Genomic DNA, 23,758 nt, shown 5'->3' on the forward strand with positions numbered 1-23,758 from the left:
TCAAACTCCGTTTTAGCGACCACTCGCGATCAGCCAACTCAATCCAATCAAGCTTTTGCAGCCTGGTTCGGTTTCTGTTGGGGGTGGAAGCCCATATCGCCCGTTCCCCTCGTATTTTTTACGTCCCGTGCATTCAGGCACTCCTTCACAAGTCCAAGTGGGCAGAGTGAAACATGGATTGCGCAGGGCATGGGACCTCGCACAAAACCCAAGAGTGATTTAGTTGTTGTGCTGCATATTCGTGATCACGTGGCAGCGATATGCGTGTCGTTGCCTACGAAAATCATTTGGCAAGTTGCCAGCCAAGGCCGGTGTTCTTCGAATCTTTTGCAGACATACCAGATTATTGGACTTGTACCCGTTCCAAAGATATAACAAATTCGTATATAAGAATTTGATGATGGAGAGAGCAATGAATTTCGACCGACGCGCGTTTCTTACGCGATGTGGTGCGTTTTCAGCGGTGACTCTGACGGGTTCACCTGTTCTGGCCGAAACGCGGTTGGGCTCCGGGACGCTCACAACAGTGAGTGATGGCAGTTTGGTCTTGCCGGGCAGTTTCGTGTTTGAACCAATGCCCCAAGACAAGTTGGCACCAGTTCTGGGCGAGTTTGGCGTGGCGCCAGATCGCCTTGAGCCCGAATGCAATCTCGCGCTTTATCGTGATGAAGAGCTGACAGTGTTGTTCGACGTTGGGTCCGGGCCTGATTTCATGCCGACCGCTGGCGCGGTGCTCGAAAGCCTGGATGCGGCAGGGCTGTCACCAGACGATATCACCCATGTTGTTTTTACACATGCACACCCAGATCACATTTGGGGCCTGTTGGATGAATTTGATGACCCGCTATTTCTGAATGCGACATATTTGATGGGCCGAGCCGAGTGGGATTATTGGTGGAACCCGGAAACCGTGGACACAATCGGTGATGCAAGGGCGGCGTTCGCCGTGGGGGCCAAGCGACGCATGGAAATGATAGAAGACAGCGTCGAATTCTTCAACGATGGCCAGGAAATATTGCCGGGCATTGCTGCGATTGGGACCCATGGGCACACTCCGGGACATATGAGTTTTGAAATCCGCAATGGATCACAAAGCGCACTTATTCTGGGCGACGCCATTGGAAATCATCACGTCGCCTTCCGAAAACCTGAATGGATAAGCGGTTCGGATCAGGATGGTGCACGCGCTGCGGATACGCGCAAAACCTTGTTTGACCGGATCATCGCCGACCAGATGCAAATTGTCGGTTTTCATCTGCCGCAAGGTGGGATCGGACGTGTTGATCGTGCGACGGAGGGGTACGTGTTCGTGCCAGACGCAGGATGAAGTGGGCCTTGGCTGCATGCGCATTTATCGCTGGTCCAGCAATCGCAAGCGAAGACATCGCCGATCAATATCCGGGCTCGGTTCTGTATTCCAAACCTATCGAAGTCATCCCGCATGTCTGGTCCGCCATCGGGGCCACCGCGCCGCCGACCTATGAAAACAGCGGGCACAACAACAACCTGAGCTTCATCGTGACAGGCGACGGGGTGGTCGTGATCAATGGCGGTGCCGCGTACCTTCTGGCCAAGGCGCTGCATGACGAGATCAAGGTGATCACCGATCAGCCAGTAAAGCTGGTGATTGACGAAAACGGGCAGGGCCATGCAATGCTTGGCAATTCCTATTGGGCTGAGCAGAGCGTGCCGATCCTGGCCCATGTGGATGCGGCCCATGAGATCGAGGAGCGGGGCAACCGCATTCTCGAGAACATGAAACAGTACAATCGTGACAAGGCCGAGGGCACGTTCGTCGCGCCGCCCACGCGGACCTTCGAAGATAAGGAGGTCATCGAGATGGGGGATTTCCGGATCGAGGTCCTGCACCTCGGTCCGGCCCATGGCCCCGGCGATACGCAAGTGTGGTTGCCCGAGCAGGGGATGGTGATCGCGGGCGACATGGCCTTTCACGAGCGGATGTTGCCGATCTTCGAGGACACCATCGTGCTTGATTGGATCGAGACGTGGGAGTGCTGTTTCGAAGCGTTGAATGCCACCTACGTGATTCCCGGCCATGGCCATCCGACCAACATGGCGCAGGTGCGTCGCTATACGCGCGACTACCTGCTCCATCTGCGCGAGGTGGTGGGCGTACATCTGGAGGAGGGAGGTGACTTGGCGGAGGCGTATTATGTCGACCAGTCCGCCTATGTCCAACTGGATACGTTTGAACAACTCGCCACCCGCAATGCGGGCCGCGTATACGAGCAGATGGAGTTTGAGTGAAGGCTCCAAGTTTGCCCTGCGTCAAAGCGGCGCTGCGCCAGCCCTGCCAGAGTGTCGGCAGATTCGCCTGACAGGAGCGCAACGTGTTGGAAGCCGTGATTGATCGGATAGGAGATCCTGCGGTGATATGCGCTGCGGGATTGGTGGTCGGGCTGATCTTTGGTGTGGCAGCGCTTCAGTCACAGTTTTGCCTGCGTGCAGCGGCTGTCGAGGTGGCCGATGGTCGGCCCGGGCCGCGTCTTGCCATCTGGCAGGTTGCGTTCTTTGCAGCGCTTGTCACGGTGCAACTCGCCACAATGGGCGGCGTACTGGACACCGGTGAGGCCCGACAATTGGCGGCGACAGGCAGCCTGTCGGGGGCAATCATCGGCGGGCTGATGTTTGGTGCGGGCATGATCTTGGCCCGTGGATGCGTCAGCCGCCTGCTTGTCCTGTCCGCCACCGGGAATTTGCGCGCCATTGTGACAGGTCTGGTTGTAACCATCGTGGCGCAGGCGGCGCTGAGCGGTGTGCTGTCGCCCGTGCGTGAGAACCTGGCGCTGATCTGGACCGTTCCGGGCGGGGTGGGGCGCAGTGTAATGGCGGTGATGGGGCTAGATGTCCGCGTGTTGGTCGGTGTTGCGGCGCTTGCGTTTCTGGCGGCGATCCTGTTCGGGCGGCATCAGCGGGTGCCGGTCTCTGAGCTTGCAGCCGCGGCTCTTGTTGGGGTTGCTGTATTCGCCGGGTGGTTGCTGACCCATGCCGTCGCCCAAGTGTCGTTCGAGGTGACCCCGGTGCAGTCGGTCACGTTTACTGGTCCGTCAACCGACACGCTTATGGCGTTGGTCACTTCCGCCGATGTGCGCCCCAGCTTTGGCCTTGGTCTTGTGCCGGGGGTGTTCGTGGGTGCGCTGGTCGTCTCGCTGATCAAGGGGCAGGCCCGTATTCAGCGGTTCGAGGCGGACACGCCGATGGAACGATATCTGCTGGGCGGCGCGATGATGGGCTTTGGCAGCATGCTTGCTGGTGGTTGCGCGGTGGGGGCAGGCATGGCGGGCGGGTCAATCATGGCCCTGACCGCCTGGATTGCCGTGTTCTGCATGTGGGTGGGCGCGATGCTGACCCACCGATTTATGAAGCGGGGCGCGCAAGTGGAAGCGGCCTGACCGTCTACTGTGCCGCGATGGACCGCCGCGCCAGTTGGCACTGGGTCCACAGGCTTTCGAGAGCCGCGACGAGGTGATCGACATCTGCAGCCGAATGTACGGGCGAAGGCGTGATGCGTAGCCGCTCTGTCCCCGCGGGGACAGTTGGGTAGTTGATCGGCTGGATATAGATCCCATGATCGCGCAAGAGCGTGTCCGAGATGAATTTGCATTTGACCGGATCGCCCACCATCACCGGGATGATGTGGCTGGGATTATCGATATGCGGCAGGCCGATGGCGTCGAGCTGGGCGCGGACATCAGCCACGCGTGCCTTGTGTTCGGCGCGCTCGGCGATGCTGGTTTTCAAGTGCCTGACAGCGGCCGCAGCGCCCGCAGCAACGGCAGGGGGAATGGCGGTGGTGAAGATGAAGCCAGAGGCAAAGGAGCGGACGAAGTCGCACAGTTCCGCGCTGGCTGCGATATAGCCGCCCATAACGCCAAAGGCTTTGCCAAGGGTGCCTTCGATCACCGTCAGGCGATCCATCAGCCGCTCGCGTTCGGCAATGCCGCCGCCGCGCGGGCCGTAGAGTCCGACGGCGTGCACCTCGTCAAGATAGGTCATCGCATTATAGCGGTCGGCGAGATCGCAAATCTCGGCAATGGGGGCGATGTCCCCGTCCATGGAATAGACGGATTCAAAGGCGATGAGTTTGGGCGCGTTTAGGGGCAGGGCCGCAAGTTTGGCCTCGAGATCGACGAGGTCGTTGTGCTTCCAGATCTGCCGCGCCGCCCTGGATTGGCGGATACCTTCGATCATCGACGCGTGGTTGAGCGCGTCAGACAGGATCGTCAGGCCCGGAATGCGCGCGCCGAGGGTGCCCAGCGTTGCCAAGTTCGATACATAGCCGGACGTGAAGAGCAGGGCTGCCTCTTTGCCGTGCAAGTTGGCAAGTTCGGCTTCGAGGAGCACGTGATCATGCGTGGTGCCAGAGATGTTGCGCGTGCCGCCCGCTCCTGCACCAGTGCGATCGAGGGCGTTGTGCATCGCGGCAAGTACCTTGGGATGCTGACCCATGCCCAGATAGTCGTTCGAACACCAGATGGTGACGTCGCCAGGCGTGTCGTTGGGTCCGTTGTGGCAGAGGGCGGTGGGAAAGGCGCCACGATGACGCTCAAGTTCGGCAAATTCGCGGTAGTTTCCGGCATCGCGCAACTGGTCTAGCGCGGACTGGAAGAAGTCTTGGTAATTCATCAGTTTTCGACAGCCTCGGCGACAATGCTTTGAAGCAGGTCCTCGACCTTGGACATCTCCCCTTCTGGATAGTCACGGTATCCCACTAGGACCTCGCCCTCGCGTTCGGCCACGAAGATGCCATAGGGGCAATGCGCGATGTTCATCGGGTCAGCCTCCATCACCTCGCGGGAGATGACGGCTGAGCAGAAGATGAAGATGTCGGCGGCATCAAACAGCTTCGTGTTGCTGCCGACATCCGTGCCCGTCCGGTTCAGCATGTCGCCCACATGGCTGACATAATCGATGACCAGTCCGCGATCGACGATGGCGCTTTCGACCGCAAAGGTGGCGTCATCAAAGCTGCCGTCGAAAGGTACAACGATGGGGCCTTCGGCATGAGCTGCGGCACCGGCAAGGCCGAGTGAGATGGCAAGAATGGTCTGTTTCATCTTATCTTCCTGACAATGCTGCCGTGTCGCCCGATGTGGGGGCAGGGCACTGAGATGTGTCAACGCCAGACCCTTACTTTCAGGCTTTTGCGCCGAACATGTCGGCGGTGATGCCCGCGTACCAGCCCTCGGATTCCTCGTAGGTGGCCTTGCGCACATCCGCGTTCTCGCCCGTTTGCGAGATGAATCCGTCGACCTTTGAGATCTTCTCTTCCGTCGCCTCGTAGGTTGCGCCGACCTTGACGCCGTCATTGGTGTCTATCAGCGACCAGCACGTGTTCGAGAACTTGGCGGGGAAGACCTTGGACCCTGTCAACGCGCCGCGCACGGCGTTGGCGCAGACCTTGGCCTGACTGTTGGCCGAGAAGCCGGATTTTGGCATGTCGCCTTGTTGGCTGGCATCGCCCAGCACGTAGACATCCGGGTCCGCCTTCGTCGACATGTCAGCCGCGTTTACAGGAGCCCAGTTACCGTCTGTTACACCCGCAATCTCTGCAATGCGGCCCGCCTTCATAGCGGGGATGACGTTGCAGACATCGACGCTTGTTTCTTCGCCATCAATGGTCACCGTCATGGCCGCCGGATCGACCGACACGTTACCGCCGCCAAAGTCGTCACCAATCCAATCGACCATGCCAGCGTAGTGGTTGTTCCAACCTTCTTGGAACAGCGCCATTTTCGAGAATTTCGGCTTGGGGTCGGCGACTATGATCTTGGCGGTCGGATTGTTGTTCTTAAGGTAGTGCGCGACCATAGATACACGTTCGTATGGTCCGGGTGGGCAGCGATAGGGGTTCGGTGGGGCGACCATTGCAAAGGTCCCGCCTTCGGGCATCGCCGCCAACTGTGCCCTGAGCAGTTCGGTCTGTGAGCCTGCCTTGTAGGCGTGCGGCATCGCGTTTTGCGCGGATAGGTCCCAGCCCTCGACCGCCCCTTCGACAAAGTCGATACCGGGTGACAGGATCAGTTTGTCGTAAGGCAGGTTTGCGCCACCTGCGAGCGTCACCGTCTTAGCCTCGCGGTCTACGTCGACGGCCCAGTCGTGCACAACGTTCACGCCACCTGCGGCAAGCCCGCCATAACTGTGGCCGATGTCGTCAATCTTCTTGAACCCACCAAGGTAAAGATTCGAGAAAAAGCAGGTGTAGTAGGTACGCGTGGGTTCAATCAGTGTGACGTCGATGCTGCCCTTGCTGTCCTTGGCGATGTAGCGGGCCGCCGTCGCCCCGCCTGCGCCGCCGCCAATGACCACCACGCGTGGTTTTCCTTGCGCGCGAACCATGGGGGCGGCGAGCGTCGCAGCCGCGATGGCGGATGTGCCCAGGAATGTCCTTCTGTTCAATGTCATTTTAGTCTCCTCCCAATGCGCCTCAGTTTTCGAGGTCTTTAAAATACGCGGCCAGCGCCGCGATCTCTTCGTCGCCCAGCCGCCCCGCAATCATTTGCATGACCGGGTGGTTGCGCTTTTTGCTTTTGTAGGCGTGCATGGCGACGACGAACTGATCCTCGGGCCAGAGCGTGATAGACGGGATGCCGTCATCGCTGCCCGCCGCCTGGTGGCAGGTGGTGCATTCGCCGCTGAGATACGCGCCGTATTCCGGGTCGCCCACGAGGGCGAGGATGGCCGGGTCAAGATCGTGGTCGATGCCTTGTGCTGTTGGGTCTGCCTCCGGGATGTTTGCCGGGTCGTCGGAAAACTGTCTCAGGAATGCAATCAGGTGAGTGCGATCTTCGGCCTTCTTCACACCACGAAAACTCATCCGTGTGCCGCTGGTCATTGCGCGCGGGTTTTCGAGGAAGGTGTCCAACGTTTCGGCGTGCCATTCGAGGCCACCGACCCCTGCGCGCTGGAAACTTTTGGAGTAGCGGAAGTCGTCCAGACCAGCCGCCTTGCGCCCGAACAGCCCATTGAGATGCGGGCCGCTGCGGTTCGTGGCCCCGGCGCCGATCTGGTGGCAGCCTTTGCACTGCTGGAACAGTTTTTCGCCTTTTTCCACGTCACCGGCTTCGGCTAGGGCGGGGGCGGGCAGGGCGGCCAGGGTCGCCGCTGCGAGATATGTGGCGACCGTCTTCACTCAGCAAAGCTTTCAAGATAGGCGGTGATGGCCGTCAGGTCTTCTTCCTTTTTCAGACCGGCAAAGGCCATCTTGGTGCCTTTCATGTACGCCTTGGGTTTGGCGAGGAAGGCGGCGAGTTCTTCGGCGGTCCATGTGCGGCCTTCGGCATTGGCCTCTTGGAAAACGCTCGAATACTTGAAGCCGTCGGCCGAGCCGATGGCACGGCCCATAACGCCGTTGAGTTGGGGCCCGGACTTGTGTTTGGCCCCGTCGCCGACCGCGTGGCAGGCAGAGCATTTGCGGAAGACCTTTTTACCGTGCGCCAACAGCGCGTCGTCGTCATTTACAGCTGCCTTGGTGACCGTCGGGGCAGGGGCGGCGGGTTTGGGGGCTGCTTCGGGGATGAAGGATGGGCCGCTTGCCGAAAAGGTCGGCAGGTCGTCAACCGTTCTCGCGTGGTTCATGACGGAGTTGGAGCCACCCTCCGGCGGGGTTTCGACGAGGAAAACCGAGCGCATGGTGACTGCAACCTCTTCCTTGCAGTTTTCCATACAGGGTTCAGTCCGCCATTTGGCGTATTCTTGTTCGACCCGGTCATCGACGATGAAGCCATCGGCGTTGTGCATGGGCACATCAAGGAACGTTTCGCGGCTGAGCACGAAATCATCGTCCACGAGGTCGTTGGAATAGAGAATGTAGGCGACGATGGCGTAGGTGTCGTCGGGCGTCAGCGTGCCCGCCGCGCCGAAGGGCATGGAGCGGTGGACGTAATCCCACACGGTCGACAGGTACGGCCAATAGCTGCCCACTGTCTTGACCGGGTCCTTGTCGCCCAGCGTGTCGAAACCACCCGCAAGTACGGGCCAGTTGTCGACCCCCTCGGCAAAATCACCGTGGCAGGAAGCGCAGTTTTCGACATAGACCTCCTCGCCTGTCCAGACATTGCCGCTGCCTTCGGGCAAACCACGCCCGTCGGGCAGGACGTCAACATCCCAGGCTGCGATTTCCTCGGGGTGCGCGGCCCGACCAAGGCCATAGCGCTCATCCATCTGCGGCGCTGGTTGGGTGGCATTGGCGGTCAGAAGCTGTTCCTTTGCTTTGGCTTGGATTTCGGCTACCTTTGCCTCCAGTTCGGCGGCGCGGGTCGCTGCGGCTGTTGCCTTGTCCGCTGCGGTGCTGGCGTTTTCCGTGCTTTGCGCCACGCGGGTTTCCAGCATCTCGATCTTGTCGGCAGCATAGTCGCGGTTCATCACGCCAAAGGCGACGCCCAGAACCAGTGCCGTGGCCCCGAGCGCGGGGAGGAGGAGGTTAGGAGACTTCGACATTCTCGGCGATCCCTTCAGCGTTCACGTACCAGGTCTGGATACAGTTGTTGTGATAGACGGAGTTCTCGCCCCGCTTTTCGCGCAGCTGCGCCTTGGTCGGCTGGACATATCCGGTGTCGTCCATGGCACGGGATTGCAGCAGCATCGGCGCGCCGTCCCAATCCATATCGAGGTAGAAGCGGGTGAGCGCCTTGGTGTCGCCCTGCTTACCCAGACGGGCGGTTTCCCACGTGATGCCGCCGTCTTTCGACACGTCTACACGCGTGATCTTACCATGGCCGGACCACGCGAGGCCCGAGATAACGAGAGGTCCTTTGCCATGGGTGATTGGCATTTGGGGGCTGGGGGAGGTGATGACGGATTTGGCGTCCATCTCCCATGTCCATTTGCGGGCGGTACCGTCTTCCAGCACATCGGTGTATTTCGAAGTCTCCTCGCGGCTTTCCACGGCCATGTCAGTCACTTCGATGCGGCGCAGCCACTTGACCCACATGTTGCCTTCCCAACCCGGCACGACGAGGCGGACGGGGTAGCCGTGTTCCATGCGCAGCGCCTCGCCATTGGCCTTGAAGGCGACAAGCACGTCGTCGAGCGCTTTCTCCATCGGGATCGAGCGGCCGTTTGAGGAGGCGTCGGCACCCTCCACGTAAACCCATTTGTCGGCGCTGATGTCCGTGCCCGCCTCTTGCAGCAGGGACCGCAGGGGAACGCCGGTGTATTCCATGTTGTGGATCATGCCATGGGTGAACTGTACGCCGTTGAGCTGCGCGCCTGCCCACTCCATGCCGGTGTTCGCCGCGCATTCGCAAAAATAGATGTGGTTTTCGCGTGGGAAACGCATCAGGTCGTCATAGGTGAAGACCAAGGGCTGATCGACAAGACCGTTGATCATCAGACGGTAGTCGGGTTTCGACAGCTCGATCGCGCCCGAATGGTGCCGTTCGAACGCGCAACCTTGCGGCGTGATCGTGCCGTCGAGCGCGTGGATGGGCGTGAAGTTGATGGACGAGATGGGGGAGGCGGTCAGCCATTCCACATTGCGGCGCACCACGTGGCTCTCGAAGCTGATCGGCATGCCATAGGGTGTTTCATCGACACCCACGCCTGTATAACTGGCCCAGTCCTGCAATTCGGTGATCAATGGATCGGGTCCGCTCGCAGATGCGCCCCCCGCGACACTGCCCGCCGCTACTGCAGCAGAGCCGCGAAGGAAAGCCCGGCGGGATGGTTTGAACATGTCATCCATGGGTTCGGTGTCTCCTCGTTAAACGCCTGTGACGACGACACTGTTGTTGTCTTGATTGACCGAGACGGTGCCCATTTTGGCGATGTGGTTTTCAACCACGTCCCAGATCTGCGGGCCCTCGGTGTCCTCGTTGACGGATGCCCAGCCGGCGACCACGTAAGACCGCGCCGGATCAATCGCCTCGCCCGTCCTGAGCAATGTCATGTTGCTGATCCGGCTGCCTTGCGGTTGGCTCACATCAATGTGGTAGCCAAGCCCACCGGTGCGCACCATGTCGCCGCCTTGCTGGTAATAGGGGTCGGGGTTGAAGATGTTGTCAGCGACGTCTTCCAGCACAACCTTCAGGAATTCGCCGGTCATTTCCGTGCGATAGGCTTTGCCGTAGGTCATGGAGGTCACATTGAAGATGTCTTCGCGCGTGATGTCCTGACCCGGGATCAGAGACGGCCCCCAACGCACGCCAGGGCTCAGCGCGATCTCGGCATCCCGTTCGCTGAGCAGCGCATCGCAGATCAGGTCGTCCCATGTACCGTTGAAGTTGCCGCGCCGGTAGAGCAGGCTGTCGGTCTGGCCGATCACTTCGGACAATTCCGCCTCAAACGGTGCGCGCTGGGCGTCGATCAGTGTGGTCATGTCCTCGTCGGGCGTGATCACGTCGGAAAAGATCGGGATCAGCTTGGACTTGTAGCCCAGCACGCGCCCATCGCGGATATCAAGGTCTATGCGGGTGACAAACTTGCCGTTGGAGCCTGACGGGAAGATCAGCGTCTCGCCCGACACCACGGGTTCGGGCAGCGCGTCATGGGTGTGGCCCGACAGGATCACGTCTATGCCCGTCACGACCGTGGCCATTTTCTTGTCGACGTCAAAGCCGTTGTGGCTGAGCACAACGACGCATTCCGCGCCCGCGGCACGCACCTCGTCCACCATGGCCTGCATGTTCTCGTCCCGGATACCAAAAGCGTATTCGGGGAACATCCAGCCGGGGTTGGCGATGGGCATGTAAGGGAACGCTTGGCCAATGACCGCGATCTTGGTGCCGCCGCGTTCGAACATTTTGTAGGGCGGGAAGAGGTCGGTCGGTTCGTCCCATTCGACGTCAAAGATGTTTTGGCCGAGGGCGGCGAAGGGCAGGTTTTCGACCAACTCGTTCACACGGTCGGAGCCGAGGGTGAATTCCCAGTGGAAGGTCATGGCGTCGGGTTCGAGTGCGTTCATGACATTGACCATGTCTTGCCCTTGCGTCTTGAGGCAGGTGTAGGAGCCGTGCCACGTGTCGCCGCCGTCGAGCAGGATCGCGTCGGGGCGGTCGGCGCGGATCGCCTTGATCACCGTGGCGACCCGGTCCATGCCGCCGACGCGGCCGTAGCCTTGCGCGAGGGCAGAGAAGTCGCCGGAAGACAGCGCGTAGTGGCTAGGGCTGCCGTCTTCGATGCCGTAGAGCTTGCGGAAGTCGGTGCCTGTCACGTGCGGTACAGCACCCTTGTTGCCGCCTACGCCGATGTTGATAGACGGTTCGCGGAAATAGATGGGCTTCAGCTGCGCGTGGATGTCCGTGACGTGGATGAGGGACACGTTGCCGAAGGTGTCGAACTGCAAAAGCTGGTTCTGCGTCAGCTTTTGTTGTGCCGCCAGTCGCGCCCAGTTGCCGAAGCCCGATGTGCCCAAAAGGGCGGCGGCCGCCATGCCCACCTGCAGAAAATCACGCCGCGAGATCATCTGTGATCTATCCCTATATACATATGCGTATGTTTGAATTTATACGCTAAGAAAAAGCCCCGCGCCGCGAGACGCCAGGCCCAAGACTGGATTAGTTGCGCACCGACGGTGTTTCGACCGACAGGCCTTCGCCACGCGATGCGAGATACAGTTCAAGTGCCTTGAACTCGTCGCCGCCCTCGGCAAACGGGGTGGCGCGGATGTTCTTCATGCAGCCCTTAAAGCGCCCGTGGATCGAGTTCAGCTTGGCGTTTTTCAGGCGGTATGTCGGAAAGCCGTTGATCTGGCCCTGGCTCAGGTGGTCCGCCCGGATCATCACGCCGTAGTTGTCCTCGTGACAATTCGAGCACGACATGTCTAGTTGGCCCACGCGAGTGTAATAAAGCTCTTTGCCCTGCTCCCAGAACGGAGCGGCTTCACCATCAATGGTCACGTTCATCGGCATACCGCGGGATTGCAATCCGATCAGCGCCGTCATTGCCGTCATCGGACCCTTTGACCATTTCCACGGCTCTGCGCCCATGCGCTCGGTCCGGCAATCGTTGATCAGGTTTTCCATGGTGACCAATTCACCATCCTGAACACGCGGAAGTTGGGTGCGCAGACCGGCAAAATCCTCAACGTTTTCATGGCATGACGAACAGGCCTTGTTCTCGGTGCCGTCCACCTTGTCGAAAAGGTCAATGCCCTGGTCGACAAACACGAAGGCGGGGTTGTCGAAATCGTCTGTCTCCAACGCCTGGGTTTCGGCAGAACGGAACCGCCAACCGGAGTAGATCGTGTCGAGGTTTTCGACATGTGCCGGAGCCGCGACTTCGGTCACCATGGGTTCACCATCGATACTGAGTGTGTTGCTGTCCTGTGCAGACGCCGCGCCTGCGACGCCAGCAACAAGAACTGCAATCCAAGGTTTCAAGTTCATATTATCCCTCCCTGGGTGACCCCGTTGGGGCCTGGCTGGATCGTGCCTCCTTTTTCAGGAGGCTTCGATCTTCTTGCTGGTTTCGTAGACGTCGCCGTCGTCATCGTACCATGTGAATGTGAACTCTCCGGACTCGGGCACAACGGCCTCGAACTGGAAGTAGGGGTTGGTCGAAATCGCAGGCTCCAACGTCACGTCGATGACGTTCTGACCGTTAAAGTCTGCCGTAAAACGATTGATGATCGACCGGGGAATGACGTTGCCGTCATCGTCCTTGCGCTGACCGCTTTCCATCTTGTGGCTGATCAGGGTCTTGATCGTGATCGTATCGCCGGTTGCTGCGGTTTTGGGGACCTTGACGCGGGGTTTTACACCGGATGCCATGTTTTCTCTCCTCGTCTTGTCTGATCAGCCGCCGCAGCCGCCGATGGTCACTTTCACATTGGCCGATGCCTTCTGGAACGAGCCGTCTTCCATCTTTGCGATGGCGACGACGTTCTGGGTGGTGGCCAGACGAATGCGGGTGGAGGCGCTGCGCGATGCGCTGAGCGGGCCGAAGTTGAAGGTCGCCACGTTTGGAACTGGGTTTCCATCCGCAAAAAGCGTGATGGCAACCGCGCCGGGTGCGCTCACTTCGATTGGAACCGTGTTGCCGTTCTCCGCGATCTCGGGGGCAGTAAGGGTGATGGCACCCTCGCCAAGTTCCGCGCCACCGGTCAGTTCCGCGATTGCATCATCGGTCAGCGAGGCAAAAGCGGGCAGCGACCCCATTGCCGTTGCCGCTGCGCTTGCCGAGCTGAGGATCAGCAGATTGCGCCTTGTCAGTTTCATTTTTCGTCTCCTCGGATCAGGAAATTATTGCTCTTTGAGCGTCAGCAGATACGCGACCACGTCTTCGACCTGCTGAGCGGTCAGGATACTCTTGCCTGCAAAGTCTTCGAGCGGGCGCTCGTAGCCTTTGTCGACATAGAAGGCTGGCATGATTGTCCCTTCGAACATCATTTTCGAGTTGGTCACGATGCCACGCAGTTCGGCTTCGTTCCAACGATCGGCGACGCCGTCCATGGGCGGGCCGACCTCACCGTGAAAGCTTTCTTCGGCCAGATCGGCGTTCGTGTGGCACGCAAGGCAATTCCCCTGCTTACGGTTTGCAAAAACCTTGCGCCCCTCTGCTGGATCGCCGGCTTGCCCCGTCAAGGACTGCTCAACCGTACCATCCACAAAAGATACAGCCGTTGGTTTGATTTCTTCCGCAAAAGCAGCCGACGCAGTCATTGCCACGGCGAACGCTCCTCCCAGTACGTATTTCATGTGCCCTCCCTAGGTCGATTCTTTACCTTGGTTGACGGCACACTACTGTACACATTCGCAATCACGCAATATCAAATTCAACTACTTGAATTTTTGTATTTGTTCGGAACTGCAGAAAGCTTGGCAGGATTGCTTCGCACACGCGGAGGAAGGGTCACCCCTTTTGTTCTTCAAATTTTCGAGCGTGGTACTTCTGGAAAGGCTCATCGCCGTCATATCCCTTCTCAACCACCCAGTTGAGCATATTGAAAGTGGTCCAGCGCCCAAACGCCCCGGGCATATTGGCGACCGCGGCCTGGGTCGCCATGACGTCGTCGCTAACCTCTTCCGGAAAAAAGTAGATGCTTGGTGTGAACAAGGCTCCCCACCGTTTGACCATGTCCTTTTCGGGCAAGGCGGTGCCATCAAAATCGGTTACCTCGATGTCACCGAACATGTTGATCTGAACGACAAAGAAGTTATCCTGGATGAATTGCTCGATTTCAGGGATCACGAACACTTCTTCATGCATCTTGGTGCAATAAATGCAGCCGCGTTGCTCGACCATGATCATCAGGCGCTTGCCTTCAGAATTGGCTTCTTCAAGATCTTCGGTCAGGTCCTTGAACGTGTCACGCATCCACGGTGTCTTGTGCAATCCATCGTCGCCAAGTTCAGCGGCAGTTGCTGGCAACACCAGCCAAAATGCAGTCAATAAAGTAATCAGTCGAAGCATTGTATCCTCCCGAAATTACCCAACGGTGCTGAACCACGGGATGTGCTCCAGCATCCATTGCGCGATGTAATTGATGGAATTGGTGGCGATCAGAACGCCGAACAGGATCAGCAGGGCGCCCATCGCCTTTTCGATCAGGCCAAGATGACGGCGGAACCGGGCCATCCATGCCATAAAGGGTCCAATGAACAATGCCGCCGCGATAAAGGGCAGGGTCATGCCCAAACCGTAGACAAACAACAGGCTCGCCCCCTGGCTGGCGGTGTCCTGACCCGCCGCAGTGAACAGTATGGCGGCAAGTACGGGACCAACACAGGGCGTCCATCCAAAGGCAAAGGCAAGACCAATGACAAACGCGCCGATCAAACCGACATTCGATGTGTTCCCAGCATCTGCACGGAATTGACGGTAGAGAAAGCCGATGCGGATCACACCAAGGAAATGCAACCCCATCGCGATGATGATGGCGGCCGCAATCCACCGCAGCAGATCAAAATACTCGCGCACCATCTGTCCGAATGCAGTTGCTGTTGCACCAAGACCCATGAAAACCGTAATGACACCTAACGAAAAGCAGCAGGCTGCCAAAAACGCACGAATCCTAACGTCGTGCGAAATCTCTGCCTCTGCCGAGATCTGGTTCATCCCGACACCTGCGAGGTAGCTGAGATAGAAGGGCACAATCGGCAGTATACATGGTGACAGAAAAGACAGCAGTCCCGCGACCAAGGCGCCCAAAATAGTCACATCGAACATGTTCAGGCGGCTCCTTGTCTTGAGATATTCAAGAATTAGATTATGATAAGATGTGAAACGACGTCAATCGGAGTAGTGGCGTGACGCGACTGCGCATTCTGTGTGTCCTGGCATTGTCATGGCTGTCCTTGGGGGCATCGGCCCAGACCTATCTGCTCATGGCGGAAGAAGATGGCTGTTACTGGTGCGCCAAATGGAATGAAGAAATCGCGCACATTTACCCCAAGACAACCGAAGGGCAGGTCGCCCCGCTGCAACGCTATGATCTGCATAGCGAAACACCTGATGTTGTGTTTGAGAAGCGCGTGCATTTCACCCCGACGTTCGTGCTGGTGCAAGACGGCGCCGAAGTCGGCCGGATCGAAGGTTATCCGGGAGATGAATTCTTCTGGAGCCTTCTCACAATGATGTTCGAGCGCGCGAACATCCCCTTGGAAAAAAGTGGATAAATCGATAAGTCGCTGGATATGTCAACGGAAACGGACACACAGGCGAGCACGCCTTCACGACTTCCAGTCTTCGACGCGGATATGTGTCAGGAAGACATGGACAAGATGATGCGCAATGCGCAAGCCGCATCCAATTTTCTCAAGGCGATCAGCCACGAGGGGCGTTTGATGATCCTGTGTCATCTGGCCTCCGGTGAGAAATCGGTGACCGAGCTTGAAGATCTGCTATCTGCGCGCCAAGCCGCCGTGTCCCAACAGCTGTCCCGCTTGCGCCTCGAAGGGCTGGTCAAACCCCGCCGTGATGGCAAGGCGATCTACTACAGCTTGACAGATGACCGGCCCAGGCAAATCATGGAAGTCGTCTACGACCTGTTTTGCAGGGACGAAGACTGACCGGTTGCCTCGCCAACAATCGGTCTTCGAGAGGAAGCCGATATGCTGGAACTGCTTGGTGAAGCCAACACTGTTGCGCTGATTGGTCTATTGGGCGGTATCGCCCTTGGTCTTGCCGCGCGCATTGGTCGGTTTTGTACGCTTGGCGCGATCGAAGATGTTCTTTACGGGTCTGACGATAGACGCATGCGTATGTGGGCTCTGGCCATTGGCGTGGCCATCATCGGCACCCATGTGACCATGGCACTGGACGGGTTTGATGCATCGCAGTCGGCTTATCTGGACAGGGTCTGGAACCCGGCTGGCACAATTGTCGGGGGCCTTATGTTTGGCTACGGCATGGCCCTTAGCGGGAATTGTGGCTATGGCGCATTGGCCCGGCTTGGGGGCGGAGACCTGCGGTCTTTTGTAATTGTCATCGTTATGGGGTTATCCGCTTATTTTGTTATGTCGGGCCCGTTGGCGCACGCGCGCGTATGGGTTTTCCCGGTCGAAACAGGTGCCACCAAGCCCCAAGGTTTCAGTCAGTTGGCAGATGCATATTTTGGCGTTTCGCCACTTGTGACCGGTCTGGTGATCGGCGCGCTGATTGTTGCTGTCGGCTTGGGCAGCGCTGACATGCGCCGATCTGCAAAACACATTCTGTGGGGCTGCGTTGTCGGTCTGGCGATCCTTTCGGGTTGGATCGGCACGTATTGGGTGGCCATGACAGGGTTCGAACCGGAACCGATTGAAACGCACAGTTTCGTGGCCCCCATTGGTGACACGATCATTTACGTGATGACAGCGTCTGGAAACACGCTCTCATTCAGTGTTGGCTCGGTCGTCGGCGTGATGATCGGCGCAGCCCTCGGGTCATACTCGAAGGGTCACTTTCGCTGGGAGGCGTGCGAAGACCCGCGAGAGTTAAAACGGCAGATCGCCGGGGCCGCCATCATGGGGCCCGGTGCAATTCTTGCCGTTGGATGCAGCGTTGGACAGGGTATTTCCGCGTTTTCAACGCTTGCATTCAGCGCGCCCGTTGCGTTTATCGCGATCTTCCTGGGCGCAAGCATCGGCCTGAAGCAGCTCATCGCCGGCTTTTCTCCCGCCGAATGAGTGCCGGTCTGGTCCGAACTCAGTCAGGTGCGATGTCCCAGCCCGGCCACGCGTTTGGCGGCACCATGTCGATCAAATCATCAATTACCTCTTCTAGCAGGTCGCGCCCGCGCGGGATATAAAATGGCGTAGAGGACGCGCCCTGCGCAAAGAACAGCGCCCAGGAGATTCCGTCGCCACGACGGCGTGCCAACGTATCGACGCCGGGCAAGGCACCACCATGTTCCAAATCAACGACCACGGGCCATTCCCGACTGTCGCCAACACGCCCGATTTCGACAAAGGCGGGATCATTTGGTCCGACTGTGCCTAGCGCTTCACCCGGCAGGAACGACCCTTGTCCCTTTCCTTGGAGTGTCAGGGTCGAGCTGCCGGACGCACTGGTCAACGCCGTGACATTGGCAGAGGCCTGACTGACCGCGCCCACAATTTCGAACAGTGGGATCGGGGCAGACAGGTTCGTTACGTCCAATGTCCATGTGCTGGGTGACGTGGCAAACGCCATCGCCCGCCGGACATGGCCGCCCACCGACACCCGATCGAGTACAGGTGTTGTGCCCGGCACATCGCCGAACCGGAGGATGACCCAGAACCGGGACTGGGTTTCGCCGTCACGGGCTTGTGCTGACCAGTCGGACGGCATGTCGAACGTTATGGTGCCGTTCTGGGTCAACCCTTGGGTGCCATCATCTGTGATCTCGAGCGACAGCAGCGCGTTTCCGGGACCGGAATAGCTGGCCGTGATCGGGATGGGCCCTCCGGTCGCCGGAGCGGCAAGTTCAATGTCGATGCTGTCGAACGTGTTGTACCCCAGTCCGACAAAAACGCGCGTGCCGGTTGGAATGGTGGACAGGTCCAGCCCCGAGGTGCCGCTTGGATGTCGACCGCGCGCCAGTTGATAAGTGTGGTCAATGTTTGGATTGCCCGGTTCGGTTTGCTGATAGATGCGGGTTTCGCGCCCCACCGGGCGGGCAACCATCTGTCGAAAGGCGTTCTCGCTCATCAAATTCGGGACTTGGGAAAACAGGCGCGCCGTCGCAAGCGTATCGGCGATCCAGCCTCCGTGCGAGTCCATCAAACCGGTGTTGTAAAGCCCGCTGGTTCGAAGATGGCGATCCGCATGAGTGCTGTTGCACCCCTCTCTCAGGGGATGTGTCTGAAGCGGCGGTACCCCCATGACCGAGGTGACCAGCGGGTTGCGCACATCGTAGCCCAGAAACACGTCAACCGGTTCCTCGTTGGCAAGTGGAAAGCGGCTGGGTGCCATTGCGTAGCGGGCGCTGATTTCCGGCGGCAGAATGTGCTCAAGCACGAATTCTTCATAGCTTTGCCCGGTTACGGCTTCGATCACACGGCCTAGAATGGTGTAGCCGAAATTGGAGTAAGCGTGTTTGACACCCGGTTCCCATGCCACCGGTTCTTGCTGGGCAAGCGCGAACATCCCCGCCATGTCGGCAGGAAGTTCAGAGGACATGAGATCGCAAATCTCGAAATCGCGGCTCAGGCTGATTTCCTGATCAATGCCTCGGTCCCATCCCCCAATGTGATACAACAGCATCCGCGTCGTAAGTTGCGAGATGTCGATATTCGCCCAATTGGTGCCAATCAGGTCAGACACACCCGGCACGTCGGTGAGCGGCATTTCCAGATCAAGCGCCCCAGTGTCAACCAAACGTATGATAGCCAACGCGGTGATGGGTTTTGAAATGCTTGCAATGTGAAAAGGGGTGTCCGGGCGCACTGTCGTGTCTGCAAGGAAGTTTTCCGGAACCATCGAATACCGCCGTGCGGTCAAAACACGCCCGTCAACGGCAATGGCAAGGGTCGCATGCGGAATCCGCCGCCCGCGCATATGCGCGAGGATCGCAGAGTCAAAATCAGGAAGGGCGTTATGCAGAGCAACGTCGCTGGCGCTTCCGCCGTTCTCGGGCTCCAAGTCTTCTGTTCTGGAAAACCGTGCGTCCTGACCCACCCATGTGCTGCTGATCCGTTTGTTCCCGTTGTCGAGGTGCGCATCCGTGGCCAGTGGTGCGTACCGATCCGGAAGAAAGCCCTCGCGTTTTATCTCTCGCCACACCTCTTCGGTCGCGTCCCATGCAAGGGCAATGCGATTGTGAAACTGGGTCAGTCGCATGGTCTGACCGGTGCACCCCGACAACAGGGCGTTAAAGCGACAGGCATCGTCGTTGTCGACATCCGTGTTGGAGACACCTCCGCCCACGTTCCAGCGACGCAGCCTGATGTTCCCGTCCAGAATGTCCGCCAGCCCCGGCGGCGGGTTCTCGGGTTCGAATGTCGGCAAATGAACGTCCAGCAGGGACACCCTGCCGGGTGCCGCAAGCTGTAGTATAGCAATTGTGCCATCAGCAGGCGTGCCTTGCGGTATGATGCGTAACAAGTCCGCGTTGTCGCTTGCCTGAAGATGCCCCACCGACAACAGCCCGGGAAGATCATCGAGATCCACTTCGATCTCACGGTCATTTATGAAATGGCGGGTGGGTCTCACCATTTGCGCCACCAGTGTTGTTTCGAACGTCACCGGGCTGTCTGCCGTAAACGCGGCCCATGGGCGACCATCGCAAGTTGGGTTGTCCGTTTGCCAGACCGACATGCGTCGGGTTTCGGTATTGTTGCTGTCGCCGTCTATGTTCACTTCGAACTGCGTCATGCGCAGCATGCGCTGCCCTTCGTCCGTTCGATCTTCCCACGCATCTGTGGCCGCATCGGGATCAAGCGGTCGCAGATCCATCTCTGCGGTGATGCCATCATCAACCCAGATCGCAGAGTAACGCGTGTTGTCGCCATTGTGGAATCCGTCAATCCAGACTGGACGGTGCCCTGCATTCCGGTGTGTTTCATCGTCATCCTGCAAGGTGGATCTGGTCACACCGACAGAGAATTCAGCAGTGAGCCCGTCGTTCACCCAGGTGATTGCATAGCGCGTCGTCCCATCTGTCCCAAGATAGGCATCGATGGCAGACAGGCGCCGCCCGGGAACGATTGAAATCGTCGATGTCACATCAGCGCGGGTGAGCCCTGTGGAAAATCCCCACAGAAACGCGGCCCCGAATTCGTCTGCGACGGCAATAATGTCAAATACGGGTTCGCCGGTATCCGGATCGGTTACGGCACTGATCGACACCGGGCGCGTCGCATTGGCTTCAAGCGTACTGCGTACTTCGCTCAGGTCGGATTCCGAGACATTTGGGTAAACGATCCTGTTGCCGAATGTCGCACATCCCGCAGTGACGGCGGCTGGCGGCGGGAAACTTCCGGGAAGCAACAGGCCTTCTTGCGCAGATGCGCGAAACGAAAAGGCAATCAAACAACAGGTAATAGACAGCGAAACCGCTGGAAAATGGATTGAAAACATAACTTGCACCTAAAAATAAAATATTCTGAACCATACCATAACTGCGGGCAAAAATCTGTGGTCGTGCTGCACAGGGGCGTGCTTCGGCGGAAAGTGGCAGAGGTCCGGTGCAGGAGGCTCGCAAAACGCCGGAGGCCAATCTTGTCGTTCAAGCGTCGTAAAACCCGGCCCTGGCAGGTGAAACGGTCCCGAAAATCTGGTCCGGCAACCGGGCTGCGGTGGCATACCTTGTCCAGAAATTCAACAAGGCGGCTGCGGTGTCCGACTTGACGTCAGCATATAGCACGACATCCAGTTGAACCTGCCCAAGCCTGTTGGCCAGTGAGATTAGGTTGCCTGCCTCCAGTTCTCGATAGGCCATGCTGAACGGCACCCAACCAACACCGTAGCCTTTGGCAGCCATCTCAAGGATTCCGCTGGAAAAGGCTGTCAGACAGGCCGTGTTTTCTGACATATCTGCTGTGGCGAATGGGCGGTCCGCTGTTCGAAGAACCTCGCCAAAGAAGCTGTCAGGAGGATACGCAATGGCGGGCGTGTCGCTGGGCACACTGCCGTTGTCCTTCACGGCAAACCGAAGCGCACCACCGACGACCGGCACCAAAACTTCCGCGCCACACAGACCGCGTCTGACATGGTCGCCAAAGGCCATTGGCTGCGTCTTCTCGGCTTCGTAGCAAAGCAAAAGCGACACGTCGCCGCGTAAAAAGTGAGACACACAATCACTCAGATTGCCAGCCCGCAGACGGAAACTCACTTTTGGAAAGGTTTCCCGCGCTCGAAGCGCAAGATCGGGAAACACCGATTGGATCGGTGCATGCTGTGCCGCAAGTGAAACGGTCGTTCGCATGGGTTCATACTGTGCCACTTTTGTGCGCAACTCTCTGAGTTGCGATGCAATTGCGCGAATTTCCGGTTCGCTGGCTTTCAGCGCGTCACTGGTCTCGATCCGATTGGTCTGACGCTCAATGATCACTGCACCCAGCCAATGCTCAAACGCCCGAATACGGCGTGAAAACGCCGGCTGCGTTACATTCCTGCGTTCTGCTGCGCGGGTCAGATTGCCTTCCTCAAGCAGCGTCAGAACGTCGTCGATCCATCGCAAATCCATGAAAATCTCCCCCTGCCAAAACATTTTATATGGGTAGGCTAAGCAAAAAGCATTATTTTTTGCTCCCACCTTCCGAAACGCTTGGGGTGATCTTGCATGGAGGAAAAACGTGACGCAGACTGATGATCTTGCACAACACGGCGCACATGTGCGTGCAGACCTGTCTCTAAGCCTGTGCAAAGAGCTTTCGATCACACTGGCCAAGTTTCCGCGCGTGTCGCTGGGTCACTTGCCGACGCCGCTGGAACCGATGGACCGGCTGAGCGAACATCTCGGGGGGCCACGTATTTGGGTCAAACGCGATGATTGCACCGGATTGTCTTCAGGCGGCAACAAGACCCGCAAACTGGAATTCCTGATGGCCGATGCACAACGTCAGGGCGCAGACACGATCATCACTCAGGGTGCGACACAATCCAACCACGCTCGGCAGACCGCAGCTGCGGCCGCCAAACTGGGAATGGCATGTCATATCCTGCTGGAAGACCGGACTGGGTCGAAGGACGAAAACTATGTGCTGAACGGGAATGTCTTGTTGGACAGGCTCCACGGGGCAACCGTATCCAAGCGTCCTGGCGGCGCGGACATGAACGCCGAGATGACAACTCTGGCCGAGCAGGTGCTGCGCGATGGCAAGATCCCCTACGTCGTACCCGGCGGAGGTTCCAACCCGATCGGCGCATTGGGATATGTGAACTGTGCGCGCGAACTGACCGAACAAGCTGCCAAGGCGGGTTTGGGCATCGATGCACTTGTCCACGCTACCGGAAGTTCCGGCACACAGGCGGGGCTGGTTGTCGGGCTCGCGGCGCTTAAAAGCAGCGTCCACCTCCTGGGGGTCGGTGTGCGTGCACCGCAAGACAAGCAGGAACAGATGGTTTTTGATCTGGCTCAGCGCACGGCGGACTTTCTCGGAACCGGGCTGTCGATAGAGCGCAGCGATGTGCGTGCGAATTGTGATTATGTTGGTCCAGGTTATGGCCTGCCAACGCCGGGAATGGTGGACGCAATCAAACTGCTGGCTGAAACCGAAGGGCTTTTGTTCGATCCCGTTTATTCAGGAAAAGGTCTTGACGGGTTGATTGATCAAATTCGCAAAGGTTACTTTGATGGCATGAATAACATTGTCTTTCTGCATACTGGCGGCAGCGCCGCGCTTTTCGGCTACCCCACCACATTCGATCTACCTGGCTATCAAGACCAGGATGACACCTGAACCAACAAGGAGACCTCAGAAATGTTGTTGAAGAACTATCTTATCGGGACTGCGATCACCGTCGCCCTTTCCGTTCCGGCCTATGCCGAGGACGTGAAGATCGGCGTGCCGTCTTGGACAGGCGCTCAGGCGATTGCCCACGTGCTTGGCGAGATTGTCATGTCCCGAATCGGCGGGACCGTTGAATACGTGCCCGGCAACAACGCAACCATCTTCCAGGCAATGGATCAGGGCAAAGGTGACATTGACGTCCATCCGGATGTTTGGCTCCCGAACCAGGAAAGCTTCACCAAGAAATACGTTGACGAAGCCGGAACCGTGACACTGTCCTCCAACCCATATGAGGGCAACCAGGGCTTCTGCGTGACGAAAGACTTTGGTGAAGCGAACAACATCACCGATATCGCGGATCTGGGCCGCCCGGACGTGGCCGCGCTGATGGACAGTGACGGCAATGGTCTTGGCGAGATGTGGATCGGCGCACCGGGCTGGGCGTCGGCCAACGTGAACGAAGTCAAAACGCGTGACTACGGACTTCTTGATTTCGTTGAACCGATCCGCGCCGAGGAAAGCGTCAAGACAGCGCGCATCAAGGATAGCATCGCCAAGGGCGAAGGATACGCTTTCTATTGCTACAAGCCGCACGCCGTCTGGTTCATGTTCGACGTCCAGATGCTGACCGAGCCAACCTACGATCCCGCCAAATACGTCATGATCCAGCCTTCGGATGATGCCGATTGGTACGAAAAGTCCAACGTGGCCTCGAAAGACGCTCTGAAAGAGGTTCAAATTGCCTGGTCAAATTCACTGGCTGACAGATCTCCGGCCATCGCGGAGTTCTTCTCCAATTTCGCAGTGACTGCGGATGATGTGAGTGCGTTGGCCTTCGAAATCAGCGCGCAAGGCAAAGATCCGGCAGAAGCTGCCAAGATCTGGGTCGAGGCCAACTCGGACCGCGTCGACGCAATGCTAGGACTCTAGGCAAAGCAATG

At 58.4% G+C, this 23,758-nt stretch carries 23 protein-coding genes; 8 read left to right on the plus strand and 15 right to left on the minus strand.

From position 1 onward, the window contains the following. The first annotated feature begins 412 nt into the window (after window positions 1–412). The 3 genes from IE087_RS15980 (at window position 413) to IE087_RS15990 (ending at window position 3,413) form a co-directional block, all read left to right on the plus strand. Window positions 413–1,327, plus strand: a complete 915-nt coding sequence (locus IE087_RS15980) for an MBL fold metallo-hydrolase (protein ID WP_189370358.1) — start codon at window positions 413–415, stop codon at window positions 1,325–1,327. After that, window positions 1,324–2,268 (plus strand): MBL fold metallo-hydrolase, encoded by a 945-nt coding sequence (locus tag IE087_RS15985; protein ID WP_189370359.1) that lies wholly within the window; start codon window positions 1,324–1,326, stop codon window positions 2,266–2,268. The genes IE087_RS15980 and IE087_RS15985 overlap by 4 nt, the downstream gene beginning before the upstream one ends. An 83-nt stretch (window positions 2,269–2,351) precedes the next feature. Further along, the gene (locus IE087_RS15990) at window positions 2,352–3,413 is read left to right on the plus strand and encodes a YeeE/YedE family protein (RefSeq protein ID WP_189370360.1); all 1,062 of its coding nucleotides are present in this window, start codon (window positions 2,352–2,354) and stop codon (window positions 3,411–3,413) included. Between the two features lie 4 nt (window positions 3,414–3,417). Here the strand turns inward: IE087_RS15990 and hemA are convergent, their stop codons facing one another. From hemA to IE087_RS16055, 13 genes are all read right to left on the minus strand, one after another. Continuing rightward, the gene (gene hemA / locus IE087_RS15995) at window positions 3,418–4,647 is read right to left on the minus strand and encodes a 5-aminolevulinate synthase (protein WP_189370361.1); all 1,230 of its coding nucleotides are present in this window, start codon (window positions 4,645–4,647) and stop codon (window positions 3,418–3,420) included. Then, a complete protein-coding gene (locus IE087_RS16000; RefSeq protein ID WP_189370362.1) occupies window positions 4,647–5,078 on the minus strand; it encodes a DUF302 domain-containing protein in 432 nt (143 codons plus the stop codon). The genes hemA and IE087_RS16000 overlap by 1 nt, the downstream gene beginning before the upstream one ends. Window positions 5,079–5,157: 79 nt before the next feature. After that, window positions 5,158–6,426 carry an NAD(P)/FAD-dependent oxidoreductase gene (locus IE087_RS16005; RefSeq protein WP_189370363.1) on the minus strand — a complete coding sequence of 423 codons (1,269 nt, stop codon included), beginning with the start codon at window positions 6,424–6,426 and terminating at the stop codon, window positions 5,158–5,160. Between the two features lie 22 nt (window positions 6,427–6,448). Further along, entirely contained in the window at window positions 6,449–7,153 is a 705-nt protein-coding gene (locus IE087_RS16010) for a c-type cytochrome (protein ID WP_189370364.1), read from the minus strand. After that, window positions 7,150–8,460, minus strand: a complete 1,311-nt coding sequence (locus IE087_RS16015; protein ID WP_189370365.1) for a c-type cytochrome — start codon at window positions 8,458–8,460, stop codon at window positions 7,150–7,152. Before IE087_RS16015 ends, IE087_RS16010 begins: the two co-directional genes overlap by 4 nt. Continuing rightward, the gene (gene soxC / locus IE087_RS16020; protein WP_189370366.1) at window positions 8,444–9,706 is read right to left on the minus strand and encodes a sulfite dehydrogenase; all 1,263 of its coding nucleotides are present in this window, start codon (window positions 9,704–9,706) and stop codon (window positions 8,444–8,446) included. The genes IE087_RS16015 and soxC overlap by 17 nt, the downstream gene beginning before the upstream one ends. An 18-nt stretch (window positions 9,707–9,724) precedes the next feature. Next, complete coding sequence (gene soxB, locus IE087_RS16025; RefSeq protein WP_189370367.1) at window positions 9,725–11,425, minus strand: thiosulfohydrolase SoxB; 1,701 nt, start codon at window positions 11,423–11,425, stop codon at window positions 9,725–9,727. A 91-nt stretch (window positions 11,426–11,516) separates the two neighbouring features. Continuing rightward, complete coding sequence (gene soxA / locus IE087_RS16030; RefSeq protein WP_189370368.1) at window positions 11,517–12,347, minus strand: sulfur oxidation c-type cytochrome SoxA; 831 nt, start codon at window positions 12,345–12,347, stop codon at window positions 11,517–11,519. Between the two features lie 54 nt (window positions 12,348–12,401). After that, window positions 12,402–12,731 (minus strand): thiosulfate oxidation carrier complex protein SoxZ, encoded by a 330-nt coding sequence (gene soxZ, locus IE087_RS16035; protein WP_189370369.1) that lies wholly within the window; start codon window positions 12,729–12,731, stop codon window positions 12,402–12,404. Between the two features lie 24 nt (window positions 12,732–12,755). Continuing rightward, window positions 12,756–13,178, minus strand: a complete 423-nt coding sequence (gene soxY / locus IE087_RS16040) for a thiosulfate oxidation carrier protein SoxY (protein ID WP_189370370.1) — start codon at window positions 13,176–13,178, stop codon at window positions 12,756–12,758. A gap of 24 nt (window positions 13,179–13,202) precedes the next feature. After that, window positions 13,203–13,658 (minus strand): sulfur oxidation c-type cytochrome SoxX, encoded by a 456-nt coding sequence (soxX, locus tag IE087_RS16045; RefSeq protein WP_189370371.1) that lies wholly within the window; start codon window positions 13,656–13,658, stop codon window positions 13,203–13,205. A 154-nt stretch (window positions 13,659–13,812) separates the two neighbouring features. Further along, on the minus strand, window positions 13,813–14,373 hold the full coding sequence (locus IE087_RS16050; protein ID WP_189370372.1) for a thioredoxin family protein: 561 nt from the start codon (window positions 14,371–14,373) through the stop codon (window positions 13,813–13,815). 15 nt (window positions 14,374–14,388) lie between these two features. After that, window positions 14,389–15,129, minus strand: coding sequence for a cytochrome c biogenesis CcdA family protein (locus IE087_RS16055; protein WP_189370373.1), 741 nt, complete (start codon window positions 15,127–15,129; stop codon window positions 14,389–14,391). 80 nt (window positions 15,130–15,209) lie between these two features. Here IE087_RS16055 and IE087_RS16060 point away from each other — a divergent pair, with 80 nt between their 5' ends. Genes IE087_RS16060 through IE087_RS16070 form a run of 3 tightly spaced genes read left to right on the plus strand, consistent with a single transcriptional unit; the run spans window position 15,210 to window position 17,069 of the window. Then, window positions 15,210–15,578 (plus strand): thioredoxin fold domain-containing protein, encoded by a 369-nt coding sequence (locus tag IE087_RS16060; protein WP_229801415.1) that lies wholly within the window; start codon window positions 15,210–15,212, stop codon window positions 15,576–15,578. A gap of 18 nt (window positions 15,579–15,596) precedes the next feature. Next, window positions 15,597–15,971: an ArsR/SmtB family transcription factor gene (locus tag IE087_RS16065; protein WP_189370374.1), complete on the plus strand. Its 375-nt coding sequence runs from the start codon at window positions 15,597–15,599 to the stop codon at window positions 15,969–15,971. A 42-nt stretch (window positions 15,972–16,013) separates the two neighbouring features. Beyond that, on the plus strand, window positions 16,014–17,069 hold the full coding sequence (locus tag IE087_RS16070; RefSeq protein WP_189370375.1) for a YeeE/YedE family protein: 1,056 nt from the start codon (window positions 16,014–16,016) through the stop codon (window positions 17,067–17,069). A gap of 19 nt (window positions 17,070–17,088) precedes the next feature. On the opposite strand, the gene IE087_RS16075 is transcribed toward IE087_RS16070, so the two are convergent. Both IE087_RS16075 and IE087_RS16080 read right to left on the minus strand, forming a co-directional pair. Next, window positions 17,089–20,352: a serine hydrolase gene (locus tag IE087_RS16075; RefSeq protein ID WP_189370376.1), complete on the minus strand. Its 3,264-nt coding sequence runs from the start codon at window positions 20,350–20,352 to the stop codon at window positions 17,089–17,091. Window positions 20,353–20,590: 238 nt separating this feature from the next. Beyond that, window positions 20,591–21,550, minus strand: a complete 960-nt coding sequence (locus tag IE087_RS16080) for a LysR family transcriptional regulator (protein WP_189370377.1) — start codon at window positions 21,548–21,550, stop codon at window positions 20,591–20,593. 190 nt (window positions 21,551–21,740) lie between these two features. Here IE087_RS16080 and cuyA point away from each other — a divergent pair, with 190 nt between their 5' ends. Both cuyA and IE087_RS16090 read left to right on the plus strand, forming a co-directional pair. Then, window positions 21,741–22,766 carry a D-cysteate sulfo-lyase gene (cuyA, locus tag IE087_RS16085; RefSeq protein WP_189370458.1) on the plus strand — a complete coding sequence of 342 codons (1,026 nt, stop codon included), beginning with the start codon at window positions 21,741–21,743 and terminating at the stop codon, window positions 22,764–22,766. Between the two features lie 21 nt (window positions 22,767–22,787). Then, entirely contained in the window at window positions 22,788–23,747 is a 960-nt protein-coding gene (locus tag IE087_RS16090; RefSeq protein WP_189370378.1) for an ABC transporter substrate-binding protein, read from the plus strand. Window positions 23,748–23,758: the final 11 nt, after the last annotated feature.

Source organism: Tateyamaria omphalii (genome assembly GCF_014651375.1).
In the GTDB taxonomy this organism is placed as follows: Bacteria; Pseudomonadota; Alphaproteobacteria; order Rhodobacterales; family Rhodobacteraceae; genus Tateyamaria; species Tateyamaria omphalii.